Below are 17,307 nucleotides of genomic sequence, written 5' to 3'. Positions count from 1 at the left end.
GCCTGACCGACCCTGCAACATGGCGAAGGCTGATGATGGGGGCGTCCACGCTGGTGCTGGGAGCGCTGGCAACCTCGGTTCAGGCGCAGGCCACACAGAACGGTCCGCAGCATTGTCCGTGGAAAGCCGCCTGGGCCTCGTCGCAGATGCTGCCCGATGCCGCCAACGCGCTGCCCGACGGCACGCTTGAGGATGCGACGTTGCGCCAGATCGTGCGACCCTCGATATCGGGCACGCAGATGCGCATCCGGCTGTCGAATGTCTTCGGGACCACCCCGCTGCGCATCGGCGGTGTCTCCATCGCCCGGTCAGCGGACAATGCCAGCGCCGATATCGTGCCTGCCACGCTGAAGGTGCTGACGTTTGCAGGACGCCCCGGAGCGGTGGTCCCGCCCGGCGGCGAATGGCTCAGCGACCCGGTCGACTGGCAGGGCGGCGCGTTCGAGGACCTGGCCGTCAGCATCCATGTCGCGAGCGACCCCGCTGGGCAGACGTCGCACCCCGGATCGCGCGCGACATCCTATGTCGTGCGTGGCAATGCGATCGCGGACCGCGCCCTCACCGGTGCCACGGCGGTCGACCACTGGTATCTGCTCTCGGGTATCGAGACCAGCAGTTGCACCGCGCGCGATGGCATCGCCGTGCTGGGGGATTCGATCACCGACGGGCGCGGATCGACCACCAACGGCAACGATCGCTGGACCGACTTCCTTGCCCGGCGGCTCGATGGCCGTGCTGCGGTGATCAATCAGGGCATCGGCGGCAACAGGCTCTTGCTCGACGGGCTGGGGCCGAATGCGCTCGCCAGGCTCGACCGGGATGTGCTCGCGCAACCGGGGGTCCGCCACCTGATCGTGCTCGAGGGGATCAACGACATCGGCACGCTGGCACGCGAGAAGCCCGTATCCGCCGAGGCGCATGCCGCGCTCGTCGAGCAGGTCACCGGCGCCTATGCCCAGATCATCGCGCGCGCGCAGGCCCACGGCATCAAGGTGCACGGCGCGACGATCCTGCCGTTCATGGGCAACGAATATTATAGTCCGAGTGCCCAGAGCGAAGCGGACCGTCAGGCGATCAACGCCTGGATCCGCAGCTCGGGCGCGTTCGACAGCGTCATCGATCTCGACGCGGTGATGCGCGATCCTGCACGCCCGGCCTATCTCAACCCGGCTTACGATACCGGCGATGGGCTGCACCCCAATCCTGCAGGATTCCGGGCGATGGCCGACGCGGTCCCGCTCTCGCTCTTCGACTGATCTTACCCCAGCACCAAACCCGTCTCTACCCGTCGGCCTGCACCCGGCGGGTCCTTTTCGCGTGCCGGTCAGGCTGGCCGGCGTCAGGCACAAAAAAAGGACCGGTCGATCGCTCGACCGGTCCAATGGGAGGGGAAATCCTGGTGGGGGCGCGGTCAGAAGCGGCCGCGGATCCCCACCAGAATGGTGCGACCCGGATTGTATTCGTTGAACGTGGCATTGGGGAACTGGAAGTAGCTGCTCTGCGCTTCCTTGGTGATGTTGATCGCGTTGACCACCAGGGTCGGCAGGTAATCGTTGCCGAAGATCTGGGCGAGATCGAGATTGCCGGAGAAGTCGAGCTGGCTGTAGCTGCGCCCGAAGATCGCCGCCTGCGGGATTCCGTTCTGGTTGGGGTTCGACGCCTGCGAGCCTTCGTTGTAGACATAGGTCAGACGCGCCGAGATGCCGTTCTTGTCGTAATATCCGGTGGCGGTGTAGGTCGTCGGTGCCACGCCGATCGCCACGGCCGGCGCGCCGGTTCCTTCGCCCTTCTGGTCGATCAGCGTCAGGTTGCCCTGGAAGCCGAAACCGGTGACGCCGATGTACCGGGTGATGAAGTCGAGCGGCTGGGTGATCTGGAACTCCAGACCGTTGACCTTGAGCTTGCCGTCAGCATTGACCTGCTGCTGCACCACCACGGCGACATCACGGAGCGCCTGGCCCGGCTGGGCACGGGCGGCGAGCGATTCACGCTGGGCCTGGGTCAGCGAGTCGGTGTTGATGCCGAACTGTTCGAAGAACGAGAAGGGCACGTTGGTCAGGCCGTTGACGGTGAAGCCGGTGATCGACTTGCGGAAGGCTGCGAAGGCGATGACGCCTTCACCGCCGGTGTACAGTTCGAAGCCCAGATCGATATTGTCCGAAATGAACGGATCGAGCGTGCTGTTGCCGATGGTACCGATATCGGCCGATGGCTGGATGAAGCTTGCACCCGGCAGCAGCGCGTTCGGGTCAGGCCGGGTCAGCGTCCGAGAGATCGAAGCACGGGCGACTGCTATGCCACCGAAATCGAAGGCGGCACTCAGCGAAGGCAGGAAGTTCGAATAGTTCGTGTCCGAAATCGGGAAGGTGATCAGGTTCGGAAAGCGGCCACCATCCGCCACAGGCGGCGCGCCTACAGGATTGTTCAGCGGATTGGGGATGGTCACCCGGCCACCGATGATCTGCTGAGTGCGGACATAACGCACGCCGCCATTGAGCCGCAGCGTATTGTCGCCGACGTCGAAAATGCCGTTGGCCTCGATAAAGGTGCCGGTGACCTTCTCTCGGATCAGGCCGCCATTGGCACCGCTGCTGCCCGAGCCGGTTTCGGTCGCATCGGCGAGCAGGGCGTCATAGTTGGTGTCGCGACGTACCTTGTCCCAATCGACCGTGACATAGCCGTTCTTGCCCGGAAGCAGATAGCTGGGCACCGCTGCGGTCGGGATCAGCGACCCGGCATAGGTGATCGGCGCAGCGCCAGCGGTGAAGCCGGTACCATAGCCGGGGAAGGTCGGGAAACCTGCAGGCGTTGCGGTACCTGGCTGGTTGAGACCGGTGCAGGGCGTGGTGTTGGTGTTGGGAGCGAGCAGCGTGACGCTGGGACCGTTGCCGCAGATCGCATTCTGCCAGACACCGGTGTTGTCGAACGGCGTGATGCGACGCTGGGTATCGTCATAGGCCGCGCCGACGCGGACGCTGAACCGGGTCTCATCGCCGAACAGCAGGCTGCCGCGAATGCCCTTGGTTTCGGTCGCGCGCTCTTCACCGTTGAGGTTGACGCGGCCGCCACCATCCCAGCCGAAGTTGGCCGGGTTGTTGAGATCGAGGCTCGACTCGATGGTCGGGATGCCGCCGTCGTTCTGGTAGTTCACGGTCAGCCCGCTGTTGGGCGGGGTGATCACCAGGAAGGTGGGGCTTTCGCGGCGGAAGTTGCTCTTGGTGTAGTTCGCCTGCAGGTCGCCCTTGATCCAGTCGTTGATGCGGAATTCGATACCCGGATTGATGCCGTAATAGTCCTGCGTATCCTTGTAGGGGCGATACTCGAGGAAGAACTGCGAGTTGGCATAGGTGCCGCTGGTGACGGTGCAGCCTGCCGAGCAGTCGGCCTTGTCATAGGTGGTGTTGAGCGGGATGACGGCACCGTTGCGGCCAACCCAGTTCATCGCGGTGCGCGTGAATTCGGTGTCGCGCTGGGCGTACATGCCATCGACATAGAAGTTGAAATCATCGCTGGGACGCCATTCGAGCGAGACCAGTCCGTTGTAGCGCTGGCGGAAGCCTTCTTCACTGCGTGGACGACCCAGGCGCGGGATGATGCCGTTGTCGATCTGGTCGATCGTCGCGCCGGGATTGTTGCGCAGTAAAAACGCCTGATCGATGACCGCTCCGGGGGTCAGGCCGTTGCCTGCCCGCGAGGGTACCGTTGCAGGGATGGTGAAGTTGCCACCGCCGGTAGCATTACGGGTGCCGGTGGGCCGTTGCGCCGCGGTCAGGTTGGGGTTGGTGAAGCCGATGGTTTCATAGCCGTCGACGTTGAACTGGTTGCGGACGGCAGCACCGCCGACGAGAATGCCGAAATCGCCGAAGGTCGCGCTGGCGACGAGGTGGCCGCGATAACCCCATTTGTCGGCGCCGCTGACCTTAGAGCCCTGCAGGCCATAGCTGATATAGGGCTTGGGATTGTCGAACGGGCGCGCCGCGCGCAGGTTGACGGTACCGGCGGCGCCGCCTTCGAGCAGGCTGGCGGTCGGCGACTTGCTGACGGTGAGCTGGGTGAACAGTTCGGTCGGGATCAGGTCGAGATCGACCTCGCGGTTGGTGCTCTGCGCATCGAACCGCACCGAGGCGATCGCTACCGGGGTGCCGTTGAGCAGCACGCGGGTGAAGTTGGTGCCGAGGCCACGGATGGCGACCGACGAGCCTTCGCCCGTGACTTCGCGGCCGATGGTGATGCCCGGAATGCGGTTGAGCGATTCCGCGATGTTGGTGTCGGGGAACTTGCCGATGTCCTCAGCGAAGATCGAGTCGGTGAAGCCGATCGAGTTGCGCTTGGCGACCGTCTGGCTTTCGAGCGATGCACGGAAGCCGGTGACGACGATTTCACCCGCCGGCGCATCGCTGTCGGTGATTTCGATTTCGCTTGAGGGGGAAGTGGTGGCTGGCTGGTCTTGCGGGGCGGGAACGCCTTGCGCCATCGCAACGCCAGGAACAATCAAGGCGGGTACGGCAGCAGCGCTCAGCAGGCCAAGACGCAGTGAATCGATACGAGACATCATAAAAATCCTCCCCATTTTCGGTCGCAGCTTTGTGCTGGCGATCCACGCCATGATAGCGCTATCAATTGTTGAGTTAATACTCTGAGTTATTCCTGTCAAGAGACTGTCGATGGCGCCTTAACGCGGCTACCCCATAGCGCGTAAAACAGAATATAAAACTCGCAAGCGACCGTGAGCAAAAATGACGCCTGTAGCCCATAAGCGTCCGCAATCCAGCCCTGCACGACCACCAGCGCACCGCCGGCAATCGCCATGATCAACAGGCCCGATCCCTCCTCGGTCAACGGACCCAAGCCGCGGATTGCGAGCACGAAAATCGTGGGGAACATGATCGAGTGGAACAGCCCGACGAGAATCAGCGCCCACATCGCAAATGGTCCCGTGGTGAATACCGTTACCAGCATCACGACACCGGCGCCGACCGAGGCGAACGCCAGCACGGTCGCAGGCTCCACGCGCTGCATCACGGCCGACCCTGCAAACCTTCCGATCATCATGCCCGCCCACAACAATGTCAGGTACCTGCCCGCCTGTTCCTGGGTCAGATCGGCGATATCGGGCTGGCTGACGAAGTTCACGAACAGATTGGCGACCCCGATTTCCGCGATCAGATAGATGAAGATCGCAGGGATGCCGAGCACCAGATTGCGGTGGTTCCATAGCGACAGCGATTTGCGCGCCGCCGCAGAGACACGGCTGGTGGCGTGTCCGATCGCGGGCAGGGGGACGCGCGCGATGATCAGGGCGAGCACGACCAGCACCAGCGCGACGATGCCATAGGGCAGGATCACCGACTGCGCATCGGCGAGTCGCTCGGCCTGGGTCAGCGCCGTGCCGGCCTGCGAGGTGCCGCCCTTCGACCGCCCGAGGATCAGATACGCCCCGAACAGCGGCGCGAACATCGTGCCGGCCGAGTTCATCGCCTGCACCAGGTTGAGCCGCGACGATGCGGTTTCCGCAGGCCCGATCACCGCGACATAGGGGTTGGCGGCCACCTGGAGCAGGGTGATGCCGCTGGCGATGACGAACAGCATCGCCAGCGTCACGCCGTATGACGGCAGGCTCGCCGCCAGCATCATGCCGCAGGCGCCTGCCGCCATGACCAGCAGGCCGATCACGAGCGCGCGCTGGTAACCGATTCGCTCGATCAGCTTGGCGGAGGGAATCGAGGCGACGAAATAGGCGATGAACCAGACCGACTCGATCAACGTGGCCTCGGTGTAGGTCAGATCGAAGACGCTGCGCAGATGCGGCAACAGCGTGTTGTTGATGACGGTGATGAAGCCCCACATGAAAAACAGGCTGGCGAGCAGCGTCAGCGCCGAGCGGTATCCCGGGCCTGCGGGCGGAAGGTCCGCTGCAGGCGCAGGCTGGTTGGTGGTGTTCATCCGTTTGTCTCTCCCTGTCGCGCTGGGCTTGTGCAGCCTCAATTGTCTGAGTATATGCCGGTGCTCACAGCGTCAATCAGGCGCGTACCGACGAGGGGGAGTAGCAATGGCCACAGCAACATTGATGCGGCGCAGCCTTTGGATGGCAGCCCTGTTGCCATGGTCGCCGTTGCAGGCGGCCACCGTCGAGCGCGAACCTGCAGGCACATTGGCGGATGGACGCGTGATCGAAGCGGTGACGCTGACCGGCGCAAACGGAATGTCCGCACGGGTGCTGAGCTATGGCGCGACGTTGCAGTCGCTGATCGCGCCCGACCGCGACGGCGAGTTGGCCGATGTGCTGCTGGGGTTCGACGATGCTGCCGATTACGTCACCAAGGCAAGCTATTTCGGCGTCACGGTCGGCCGTTACGCCAACCGTATCGGCGGCGGGCGCTTCACGCTCGACGGCAAGAGCTATCAGGTTTCGCAGAACGACAAGGGCAACAGCCTGCACGGCGGCGAAGCCGGGTTTGACAAAAGGCTGTGGCAGATCGTTTCGGTCAACCAGGGCAAGAGTGCTTCGGTGACGCTGGCGCTGGTCAGCGCGGATGGCGATCAGGGCTATCCCGGGCGGGTCGAGGCGCAGGTGACCTATTCGCTCGACGATACCGGCACTCTGACGATCGCGTTCGATGCCACCACCGACCGGCCGACGGTCATCAACATGACCAATCATGCCATCTTCAATCTGGCCGGCGAAGGCGCCCCCGGTGGCGCGCTGGGCCACAGACTGACGATCCCGGCCTCTGCGATCACGCCGGTGGATGCCAACCTGATCCCGACCGGCGCATTGCGCCCGGTGGCGGGAACGGTGTTCGATTTCCGCACCCCGCGCACGACCGATACGGGCATCCGCGAAGGAGGCGACGAACAGATCGTCTTCGGCCGCGGATACGATCACAATTTTGCACTCGACAAGGGGCTGACCAAGGCGCCCGAACTGGCGGCGCGGCTCGAGGATCCTGTCTCGGGCCGGGTGCTCGAGGTGTTGAGCACCGAGCCGGGCATCCAGGTTTACACAGGCAATTTTCTCGATGGAACGCTGCGCGGCAAGGCCAACCATTTTTACCGGATGGGGGACGGCATCGCGCTCGAGCCGCAGAAATTCCCCGATGCGCCCAACCAGCCCGGGTTCGTGTCTGCGCGGGTCGATGCCCGCAAGCCCTATCGTCATGTGATGATCTACCGCCTTTCCGTCGCGCGCTGAGCGGCTGTTTGTTGTTTCCCCCTTCACTGGAGCCCACCCTGTAATGTCCCAAGCCCCGAAGCTGCGCAGCCGCGCCTGGTTCGACAATCCCGACAATATCGACATGACCGCGCTGTATCTCGAGCGCTATCTCAACTTCGGCCTCAGCCTTGAGGAACTGCAGTCGGGCAAGCCGATCATCGGGATCGCGCAGACCGGAAGCGATCTCAGCCCGTGCAACCGCCACCATCTGGTGCTCGCCGAGCGGGTGCGCGAAGGCGTGCGCGAAGCCGGCGGCATCGTCATCGAGTTTCCGGTCCATCCGATCCAGGAAACCGGCAAGCGCCCCACTGCGGGTCTCGACCGCAACCTGGCGTATCTCGGTCTCGTCGAGATTCTCTACGGCTATCCGCTCGACGGGGTGGTGCTGACCATCGGCTGCGACAAGACCACGCCTGCCGCGCTGATGGCAGCGGCGACGGTGAACATTCCCGCGATCGCGCTGTCGGTCGGGCCGATGCTCAACGGTTGGCACAAGGGCGAACGCACCGGATCGGGCACGATCGTTTGGAAGGCGCGCGAGATGCTCGCAGCCGGCCAGATCGACGATGCCGAGTTCATCCGGCTGGTGGCGTCCTCGGCGCCGTCGACGGGCTATTGCAACACGATGGGCACCGCGACGACGATGAATTCGCTGTGCGAGGCGCTGGGCATGTCGCTGCCCGGCTCGGCAGCGATCCCCGCGCCGTATCGCGACCGGCAGGAGGTCGCCTGGCGCACCGGCAAGCGGATCGTCGAGATGGTCGCCGAAGACCTCAAGCCATCGGACATCCTCACAAAGCAGGCGTTCCACAATGCGATCCGCGTCAACAGCGCGATCGGCGGATCGACCAATGCCCCGATCCACCTCAGCGCGATCGCGCGGCACATCGGCGTCGATCTGCCGATCAAGGACTGGGAGACCGAGGGGCACAAGGTGCCGCTGCTGGTCAATCTGCAGCCCGCAGGCGAATATCTCGGCGAGGATTTCTATCGCGCCGGCGGGGTTCCTGCGGTGATCGGCCAGCTGATCGGGCAGGGGCTGATCCACGAGGACGTCATGACCGTGAACGGCAAGACCATAAGCGAGAACTGCCGTGGCGTCGAAATCGAGGACGAGAAGGTGATCCGTCCGTTCGACCAGCCGCTGGTCAGCGATGCCGGGTTCATCGTGCTCACGGGCAACCTGTTCGACGCGGCGGTGATGAAGACCAGCGTGATCTCGCCCGAGTTCCGCGACCGCTATCTGTCGAACCCCGATGATCCCGACGCGTTCGAAGGCCCCGCCGTGGTGTTCGACGGGCCCGAGGACTATCACGATCGCATCGATGATCCGGCGACCGGCATCACCCGCGAAACCTTGCTGTTCATGCGCGGTGCCGGGCCGATCGGCTTCCCCGGTGCGGCCGAGGTCGTCAACATGCGGCCGCCATCGTATCTGATCACCGAAGGCGTGCACGCATTGCCGTGCATCGGCGATGGGCGGCAATCGGGAACATCGGGTTCGCCCTCCATCCTCAATGCCAGCCCCGAGGCCGCGGCGATGGGCGGGCTGGCCCTGCTCCAGACCGGTGACCGGGTGAGGATCGATCTGCGCAAGGCGACCGCCGATGTATTGATCAGCGACGAAGAACTCGCCCAACGCCGCGCTGCGCTCGAGGCTGCCGGCGGCTTCCCCTATCCCGCATCGCAGACGCCCTGGCAGGAGATCCAGCGTTCGGTGGTCGGGCAGATGAACACCGGCGCGATCCTTGAAGGCGCGGAGAAATACCAGCGCATTGCGCAGACGATGGGCCTGCCGCGCGACAACCACTGAGGTCGGGCCCTGATCCTGCGCAGCCGCTGGAGTGCCGCTCCAGCGGCTAGGTGCGCTCGGGCAGTCCCATGTCGGCGAGCGCGAGGTGCAGCAGGCTCGCCATGGCGCGATGCGCCGCGTCGGCGTCGCCCGCCAGGATCGCCTCGTGCACCAGCACGTGATCGGGCAGGGGATCGCGGGGAAGCGCACGGGTGCGCTGCTTGTAGGTCGTGGTCCAGCTCACCGCAGCCCCCACAGAACTCGCCAGCGCGGCCAGCGCCTCGTTGCCCGCAGCGGCCAGGATGGCGCGATGGAAGCGCTGGTCGGCGGCGCGCCCTTCTGGATCGGCGAGGCCGAGCCTGCCCATGTCGTCGAGCGCCGACGTCATCTCGTGGAGATGCTCGTCGGTGCGGCGGCGCGCGGCAAAAGCCGCTGCGGCGGGCTCGATCACCCCGCGCAGCTCGAACAGGTCGAGGATGAAGGCGGTGTCGGGCTCGCCCTCGAACGTCCAGGCCAGAACATCGGGGTCGAGCAGGTTCCAGCGCTGCCGCGGCGTGACCCACGTGCCCGCCTTGGGGCGGCTTTCGACCAGGCCCTTGGCGGCAAGAATGCGGATCGCTTCGCGATAGGCGGTTCGCGATATGCCCAGCGCAACGCTGGCCTCGATCTCGCCGCCAAAGACATAGCCTGGCTGGCGCACGCCACTGACGATCTGCACGCCGATGTCATGCGCCACGGTGCCGTGGATGCGGGGAGATGCGCTACGCGCGTCGTCCATGGTGTGATCGCCCTCCCGTCAGTCGTAAAACGCCTCCGTAGACGATCGGCGTCCGGTTAGAAAGGCATCGGCGACAAGCTTGAGCGGGCGCACATCGACATCGCTGCTGTTCTCGCCGATCAAACGCGCAAAGCGCTCGTAGAGTGCCGGGTATTCGCGCTCGGAGGGAAGTTCGCGGCGCGCGCCGGCTATCGTCAGCGCGTTGCCGCCGTCATCGAGCACAAGCGTCCCAGCGTCTGTCTCGACGGTGATCGCCCAGACCTGCCGACCGGTCTGTCGCCAATCGAACCGCGCGGCGACCGGCGCTCCGTCGCCGGTGCGCATCGCCAACCGCGCCGCGATCGGCGCGCTGCGGTTGCCGGGTATCTCGAGCAGCGCATCTTCGAGCCAGACCGGGCACGGCAGCAGCGTGGTGAGGATCGACAGCGCATTGATCCCGGGATCGAACACCCCCAGCCCGCCGGGTTGCCAGATCCAGTCCTGCCCGGGATGCCACTGGCGCACGTCTTCCATCCAGCGGATATCGACGCCGGTGATCGTCTTGTCGGCAAGCCATGCACGCGCGGGTTCGACCCCGGCGGCAAAGCGCGAGTGCCAGCTGGCAAACAGCGTGACCCCGGCAGAGTCGGCCGCGCGGGCAAGGTCATCGACCTCGCTCAGCGTCGCGCCGGGGGGCTTTTCGAGGAAAACATGCCGTCCGGCCGCGATCGCGGCGCGCGCCGCTGCATGGCGGACCTGCGGCGGCTGGCACAACGCGACCGCTTCGAGACCGGGTTCTGCCGACAGCATGGTCTCAAGATCGGCATAGCCCGGAACGCCATCGGCGTGGGCATGACGGCTGGCCACTGCGGCGAGGGTGAAATCAGGGCTCGCGGCGATGGCAGGCAGATGCTGGTCGCGCGCGATCTTGCCCAGGCCGACAATGCCGACCGCGATCACAGGGCTGCAACCCTGATCGGCGTTTCGGCTGACCGCGCCAGCGCATTGACCACTGGCCAGGTGAACGGCCTTGCCTCGATGACGAAATGGTCGCCGGGCTGCGCCAGGAAACCGTCGGCGAACGACAAGGTGGCGGTTCCGAAGAAGTGGACGTGCACATCGCCGGGCCGGCGGAACGGCGCATATTTGAAGTGATGATGTTCCAGATTGGCGATGCTGTGCGACATGTTGGCCTCGCCGGTGAGAAACGGCTTCTCCCAGACCGTGCGGCCATCGCGGACGATGCGGCTCATCCCGCGGATGTCGGCGGGCAGGTCGCCCAGCAACAGCTCTGCGCCCAGCGCGGCCGGCCGCAGCTTGGAATGCGCCAGCCACAGATAGTTGCCGCGCTCGGTCACATGATCGGAAAACTCGTTGCCCAGGGCAAAGCCGATCCGCGTCGGCATGCCATCAGGAGCGATCAGATAGACCCCTGCAATCTCGGGTTCCTCGCTGCCATCGAGCGCGAAATCCGGCATCTCGAGCGGCGCATCGGGTCCTACGAGGATCGATCCGTCGCCCTTGTAGAACCATTCGGGCTGCACACCGGTGGCGCCGTCTGCCGGCTTGCCGCCCTCGACCCCCAGCATGAACATCTTCATCGAATCGGTCGGCGCGGGGTCCAGCGCAGCCGCGCGGTGCATCGCGTCGCGCCCTTCGGCGGAGCCGAGATGGGTCAGCCCGGTGCCGCTGACCAGCAGGTGGGCAGCGTCGGGGTGATCGATCGGCGCGAGCAGGCGGACGCGGCCCAGATCGATCGCATCCCCCAGCTGCGGCTGGACATGGTCCACCAGCGTCTGGCCAGCGGCAAGCGCGGCGTGGGCGAGCGCCAATGTGCTCGCCGCGCCGTCCACTCGGTAGGCGCGGTCGCCATCCAGCGCGGCAACGCCGCGGTCCCCGTCGCTGAACTGGATGAGGCTGCGGATCACCGGGGCGATCCTTCGCGCACCCCATCGATACGCCGCGCAACGCCCCAGCTGTTGTCGTCGGCTATGGCGTCGGGGAGCAACGCTGCTGGCAGGTTCTGGAAGGCGACGGGCCGCAGGAAGCGGTGGATCGCCAAAGTGCCCACCGACGTGGTGCGGCCATCGCTGGTGGCGGGGAACGGACCGCCGTGAACCATCGCATGGGCCACTTCCACCCCGGTCGGCCAGCCGTTCGCGAGCACGCGCCCGACCCGATCGGCGAGCACCGGTAACAGCCGACGCGCGTCGGGAATGTCGGCATCATCGAGCTGCAGCGTGGCGGTGAGCTGACCTTCGAGCTGCGCGACCACCTCAATGAGTTCATCCATATCGGCGCAGCGGACGATGACCGAAGACGATCCGAACACCTCATGCCCCAGCGCTGAATCGGCGAGGAACTGCTTGGCGTCGGTCTGGAACAAAGCGCCCACCGCCTGGTTGGCTCCCGTCTGCGGCAGGCCGCGCGCGATGGTCTCGACCGATGCGTGGTTGGCGAGTGCGGCGACGCCCTCTTCGAAGCTTTTGTGGATGGCCGGAGACAGCATCGTGGCAGGTGCACTGTTCGACAGCGCGGCCCCAGCTGCGGCGGCAAACGCGTCGAGGTCAGGGCCGCCGATCGCCAGCACCAGCCCTGGATTGGTGCAGAACTGGCCCGCGCCCATCGTCAGCGACTGGACATAGCCCTCAGCCAAAGCCGCACCGCGCGAAGCGAGCGCTGCCGGCATCAGCACGACCGGATTGATGCTCGACATCTCGGCATAGACCGGGATCGGCTCCTTGCGCTCGGAGGCTATGCGCACCAGCGCGAGCCCGCCGCCGCGCGATCCGGTAAAGCCCACCGCCTTGATGCGGGGATCGCTGACCAGCGCGCCGCCGAGTGCGTTGGTTTCACCGGGCAGGTAGGAGAAGGTGCCCGCAGGCAGGCCACACGCCGCGACTGCCTGCTGGATTGCGCGCGCGACCAGCTCGCCGGTCCCCGGGTGCGCCGGGTGCCCCTTGACCACCACCGGACAGCCTGCAGCCAGCGCCGATGCGGTGTCGCCGCCTGCCACCGAAAACGCGAGCGGAAAGTTCGACGCGCCGAATACCGCGACTGGCCCGACCGCGACGTTCATCCGGCGCAGGTCGGGGCGCGGCAATGGCGCGCGATCGGGCATCGCCGGATCGATCGTCGCATCGAGCCAGTCGCCCTGGCGGACGACCTTGGCGAACAGGCGCAACTGTCCCGTGGTGCGGCCGCGTTCGCCCTCGAGGCGCGCGCGCGGCAGGCCGCTTTCCTGCATCGCGCGCACAATCAGGTCATCGCCGATCGCCTCGATCTGGCTGGCTATGGCATCGAGAAACGCGGCGCGCGCTTCTGGATCGGTCGCGGCATAGACAGGAGCCGCCGCTTGCGCGAGCGCGCAGGCCGCGTCGACATCGGCAGCGCTCGCCGAGGAAAACTCAGGCTGCAGAGCCTCGCCCGTCGCAGGATCATAGCTCTGGAACCGGGTTGCCGCCTGCCGGGTTTCCCCGCCGATCAGCATCGCACCATCGATCATCGCACAGTCTCCAAAAATCAAATAACTCAGACTTAATAGTAAGGCACCCCGCGTGATTTCTCAACCAGCGGGGTGCGCTTTATTTCGGATTGGGCAGGTCAGCAGAACCGGTTGATCAGGTTTTCGATCCGCTCCTGGCGGCCCGAGCGCGGCTTGGGGTCGATCGAGCGTTCGACGGCCAGATCGGCGATGCCCGCCAGATCGAGCGTAGCGATCTGCTGCCCGAAGTCGCCATCCCAGCCGGCATAGCGCTCGGCCTTGATCGCATCGAGCCTGCCATCCTCGATCAGCGCGGCGGCATTGAGCAGTCCGCGCGCGACCGTGTCGATGCCGCCGATATGGCCGTAGAACAGATCGACCGCATCCATCGACTGGCGGCGCACCTTGGCGTCGAAATTGAAGCCGCCGGTAGTAAATCCACCCGCGCGCAAAATCTCGACCATCGCCAGCGTGAGTTCCTCGGCCGAATTGGGGAACTGGTCGGTGTCCCAGCCATTCTGATGGTCGCCGCGGTTGGCATCGATCGACCCGAAGATGCCCAGCGCACCCGCCATCGCGATCTCGTGCTCGAAGGTATGCCCGCCCAATGTCGCGTGGTTGGCCTCGATATTGACCTTGACCTCGTTCTCGAGGCCATAGCGCTTGAGGAAGCCATAGACCGTCGCGGTGTCGAAATCATACTGGTGCTTGGTCGGCTCGTGCGGCTTGGGTTCGATCAGGATCGTGCCCGCAAAGCCGATCTTGTGCTTGTGCTCGACGACCAGCGAGAGGAAGCGGCCGAAATTGTCGAGCTCGCGGGCGAGGTCGGTGTTGAGCAAAGTCTCATAGCCTTCGCGCCCGCCCCACAGCACATAGTTGCTGCCGCCCAGCCGGTGCGTCGCCTCGAGCGCATCGCGCACCTGCATCGCGCCGAAGGCGAACACTTGCGGATCGGGGTTGGTCGCGCCGCCTGCGGCAAAGCGCGGGTTGCCGAACAGATTGGCGGTGCCCCACAGCAGCTTGCGGCCCGAGCTCTCCTGCAGCCGCTCGAGATCATCGACCGCCTCGGCAAAATGACTGCGGTGCTCAGCGATGTTGTGCGCGTCGGCCATCACATCGACGTCGTGGAAGCAGTAATAGGGGATATCGAGCTTGGTGAAGAAATCGAATGCGGCTGCGCGCTTGGCGGCGGCGGCCGCGCCGTCGTTGGCGCCGCGATGCCACGGACGGTCGAAGGTGCCCGCGCCGAACACGTCGGAGCCCGGCCAGCAGAAGGTGTGCCAGAAGCAAGCGGCAAAGCGCAGATGGTCTTCCATGCGCTTGCCCAGCACGACCCGGTCCTTGTCGTAATAACGATAGGCCAGTTCGTTGTCGGTCTCGGTGCCTTCGAAACGGATCGTCGGGATGTCGGCGAAATAATCGGTCATGGCGGGGTCCAGTCAGCAGTTGCGAATAAACGGGGTCAAGGTCAGGAAGTGCGCGGGGTGATGCGCGGATAGGCGTCGCGAAAGGCTTCTTGCTTGGGGGCGAGCCGCTCGGCGATATGCGGATCGGGATGGATCGTGTGCGCCACCGGCGGTGCGGTGCAGATGTCGGCCGCCGATCCGCCCTCGACCGCGAGCTGCGCGAGCCGTGCCGCGCCCAGCGCCGGGCCGACCTCGCCGCCCTTGAGGTAGACCAGCTCGACGCCGAGCGCCGCCGCCAGCGTCTCGCCCCAATAGCGCGAGCGCGCGCCGCCGCCGATCACCGACAGCCGATCGACCTGGGTCCCTGCATCGCGCAGCGCATCGAGCCCATCGGCCAGCGCGAAGGCGACGCCTTCGAGCACTGCCTGCGCGAGCCGTTCGGGGCCGGTGTCATGATCGAGCCGGAGGAATCCGCCGCGCACCTCGGCATCGTTGTGCGGGGTGCGCTCGCCCGAGAGATAGGGCAGGAAGATTTCGGGGCCGCTGGCAGGGCCGGTGCTTTCCGCGCGCGCGAACAGATCCGCAGCACCGCTGGCGCCGGTCAGCCGGGCGACCCAGTCGATGCACGCTGCAGCCGAAAGATGCACCGACATCTGGTGCCACAGCCCGGGAAGGCAGTGGCAGAAGGCATGGACCGCGCGCGCGGGATTGGGGCGGAAAGCATCGGTGGCGACGAAGATCACCCCCGAGGTGCCGAGCGACAGCAGCGCATCGCCGTTGCGCACCACGCCTACGCCCGCTGCGCCCGCCGCATTGTCGCTGCCACCGCCTGCGACCGGGACGGTGCCCATGCCCCAGAGTTCGGCGACGTCGGCGCGCAGCGTGCCGGTGATCTCGGTACCCTCGACGAGGCGAGGCATGTGCGAGACGTCGAGGCCTGTCGCCGCGAGCAGGGTAGGGCTCCAGGCGCGGGCTGCAACATCGAGCCACAATGTGCCGGCGGAATCGGACATGTCCGATGCCTTGTCGCCGGTCATCTGCAACCGGACATAATCCTTGGGCAGCAGCACGGTGCGCGTCGCGGCGAAGACATCGGGCTCGTGCGTCGCCACCCAGCGCAGCTTGGGGGCGGTAAAGCCGGGCATCGCGATATTGCCCGAAATCTCGCGCAGCTTTGGCTCGCGCTGCTCGAGTTCGGCACACTGCGCTGCCGAACGCCCGTCGTTCCACAGGATCGCGGGGCGCAAAGGTCTGTCATCGTCACCGAGCAGCGTCGCGCCGTGCATCTGGCCGGCAAGCCCGATACCGCGCACCGAGCGGCGCACCGCCGGATCGATCGCGGTGACCGCTGCGGTCGTCGCCTGCCACCAGGCTTCGGGATCCTGCTCGGACCACAGGGGTTGCGGGCGCTGCACGCTGAGCGCGGCGGTGCCTTGCGCCACCACCGCGCCATGCTCGTCAAGCACCACCGCCTTGACGCCCGAGGTGCCGATATCAATGCCGAGAAACATCGGCGTTACTTCAGCATCGGGTTGATCGTCCTGATCGAGCCGTCCTCGTTGTAGAACAATTCGGTCACCTTGACGTTGCGCAGCCGCGTCTGGCCCGAAAGCTGGGTGTCGTGATAGAACAGCCACCAGCGGCCATCCCATTCGACGATCGAATGGTGCGAGGTCCAGCCCTCTGTCGGCTCCAGAATCCGGCCCTGATAGGTGAACGGACCATAAGGCGATGTGCCGGTCGCATAGACCAGGTAGTGCGTGTCGCCGGTCGAGTAGCTGAAATAGTATTTGCCGTTGTACTTGTGCATCCAGGCGGCCTCGAAGAAGCGCCGGTCGGTGTCGCCGCTGAGGATCGGCTTGCCCGATTTGTCGAGGATCTGGATATCGCGCGGCTTCTCGCCGAATTCCATCATGTCATCGGCCATGACCGCGATCTTGGGGGCGAGAGCAGGCTTGTCGGGAGCCTCGAGATCGGTCTTCGAACCATCGGGATCATAGGTGCCGGTGGTGTTGCGCTGGAGCTGCCCGCCCCAGATGCCGCCGAAATACATATAGGACTTGCCGTCGTCATCGGTGAACACCGCAGGATCGATCGAGAAGCTGTCCTTGATCGGCTGCGGATTGGCCTTGAACGGGCCGACGGGCGACTTGGAGGTGGCGACGCCGATGCGGAATGCGCCCTGTTTGTCCTTGGCGGGGAAATACAGATAATAGGTGCCGTTCTTGCGCGCGGCATCGGGTGCCCACATCTGCCGGTCGGCCCAAGGCACGTCCTTGACGTCGAGCGCGACCGGATGGACGGTCACCTTGCCGCCGATCGAATCCATGCTGAGCACGCGATAGTCGCGCATCTCGAAATGCGCACCTAGGTCATCCTCGGGGGTGGGGCCGTCGATGTCGTGGCTGGGGTAGACATAGATCTTGCCGTCCCAGACATGCGCAGACGGATCGGCGGTATAGATGTCGCTGACCAGCGGCTGCGAGAGATAGCGCGACGGATCGGTCTTTTGAGCCGCCGGTTCGCTGCCGTTGCCGGGCGCCGCCTGTTCGCCGCCGGTCGGGCCGCAGGCCGTCGCGAAGGCCAGCGCCATCAACGCAACACCGGTGGTCATCGATTTGAAAGGGGTCATCTCGCCTGCTCCTATGCATGTTG

At 65.4% G+C, this 17,307-nt stretch carries 12 protein-coding genes; 3 read left to right on the top strand and 9 right to left on the bottom strand.

Annotated features, from left to right (window positions below; genetic code table 11):
• The first annotated feature begins 32 nt into the window (after positions 1–32).
• On the top strand, positions 33–1,256 hold the full coding sequence (locus ACK4R0_RS12915) for an SGNH/GDSL hydrolase family protein (RefSeq protein ID WP_409674549.1): 1,224 nt from the start codon (positions 33–35) through the stop codon (positions 1,254–1,256).
• Between the two features lie 155 nt (positions 1,257–1,411).
• Here ACK4R0_RS12915 and ACK4R0_RS12910 read toward each other — a convergent pair whose 3' ends face one another.
• Positions 1,412–4,555 carry a TonB-dependent receptor gene (locus tag ACK4R0_RS12910; protein WP_409674514.1) on the bottom strand — a complete coding sequence of 1,048 codons (3,144 nt, stop codon included), beginning with the start codon at positions 4,553–4,555 and terminating at the stop codon, positions 1,412–1,414.
• A gap of 95 nt (positions 4,556–4,650) precedes the next feature.
• Entirely contained in the window at positions 4,651–5,943 is a 1,293-nt protein-coding gene (locus ACK4R0_RS12905) for a sugar MFS transporter (protein ID WP_409674512.1), read from the bottom strand.
• A gap of 142 nt (positions 5,944–6,085) precedes the next feature.
• Between ACK4R0_RS12905 and ACK4R0_RS12900 the strand changes: the two genes are divergently transcribed.
• Positions 6,086–7,192 (top strand): aldose epimerase family protein, encoded by a 1,107-nt coding sequence (locus ACK4R0_RS12900; protein WP_409674510.1) that lies wholly within the window; start codon positions 6,086–6,088, stop codon positions 7,190–7,192.
• A 43-nt stretch (positions 7,193–7,235) separates the two neighbouring features.
• Positions 7,236–9,026 carry an IlvD/Edd family dehydratase gene (locus ACK4R0_RS12895; protein ID WP_409674508.1) on the top strand — a complete coding sequence of 597 codons (1,791 nt, stop codon included), beginning with the start codon at positions 7,236–7,238 and terminating at the stop codon, positions 9,024–9,026.
• 46 nt (positions 9,027–9,072) lie between these two features.
• Here the strand turns inward: ACK4R0_RS12895 and ACK4R0_RS12890 are convergent, their stop codons facing one another.
• The 7 genes from ACK4R0_RS12890 to ACK4R0_RS12860 form a co-directional block, all read right to left on the bottom strand.
• Positions 9,073–9,783 carry a FadR/GntR family transcriptional regulator gene (locus ACK4R0_RS12890; protein WP_409674506.1) on the bottom strand — a complete coding sequence of 237 codons (711 nt, stop codon included), beginning with the start codon at positions 9,781–9,783 and terminating at the stop codon, positions 9,073–9,075.
• An 18-nt stretch (positions 9,784–9,801) separates the two neighbouring features.
• Positions 9,802–10,722 carry a Gfo/Idh/MocA family protein gene (locus ACK4R0_RS12885; RefSeq protein ID WP_409674504.1) on the bottom strand — a complete coding sequence of 307 codons (921 nt, stop codon included), beginning with the start codon at positions 10,720–10,722 and terminating at the stop codon, positions 9,802–9,804.
• Positions 10,719–11,690, bottom strand: a complete 972-nt coding sequence (gene araD1 / locus ACK4R0_RS12880) for an AraD1 family protein (protein ID WP_409674502.1) — start codon at positions 11,688–11,690, stop codon at positions 10,719–10,721. Before araD1 ends, ACK4R0_RS12885 begins: the two co-directional genes overlap by 4 nt.
• The gene (locus ACK4R0_RS12875; RefSeq protein ID WP_409674500.1) at positions 11,687–13,267 is read right to left on the bottom strand and encodes an aldehyde dehydrogenase (NADP(+)); all 1,581 of its coding nucleotides are present in this window, start codon (positions 13,265–13,267) and stop codon (positions 11,687–11,689) included. The genes araD1 and ACK4R0_RS12875 overlap by 4 nt, the downstream gene beginning before the upstream one ends.
• Before the next feature lie 98 nt (positions 13,268–13,365).
• Positions 13,366–14,673: a xylose isomerase gene (gene xylA, locus ACK4R0_RS12870; protein ID WP_409674498.1), complete on the bottom strand. Its 1,308-nt coding sequence runs from the start codon at positions 14,671–14,673 to the stop codon at positions 13,366–13,368.
• Positions 14,674–14,714: 41 nt separating this feature from the next.
• The gene (gene xylB, locus ACK4R0_RS12865; protein WP_409674496.1) at positions 14,715–16,163 is read right to left on the bottom strand and encodes a xylulokinase; all 1,449 of its coding nucleotides are present in this window, start codon (positions 16,161–16,163) and stop codon (positions 14,715–14,717) included.
• Positions 16,164–16,168: 5 nt separating this feature from the next.
• Positions 16,169–17,284 carry a glycoside hydrolase family 43 protein gene (locus ACK4R0_RS12860; protein ID WP_409674494.1) on the bottom strand — a complete coding sequence of 372 codons (1,116 nt, stop codon included), beginning with the start codon at positions 17,282–17,284 and terminating at the stop codon, positions 16,169–16,171.
• Positions 17,285–17,307: the final 23 nt, after the last annotated feature.

This window comes from Blastomonas sp. (genome assembly GCF_046294995.1).
GTDB lineage: Bacteria > Pseudomonadota > Alphaproteobacteria > Sphingomonadales > Sphingomonadaceae > Blastomonas.
Note: the sequence above shows the minus strand (reverse complement) of the source record. Positions and strands in the feature narration are given on the sequence as shown.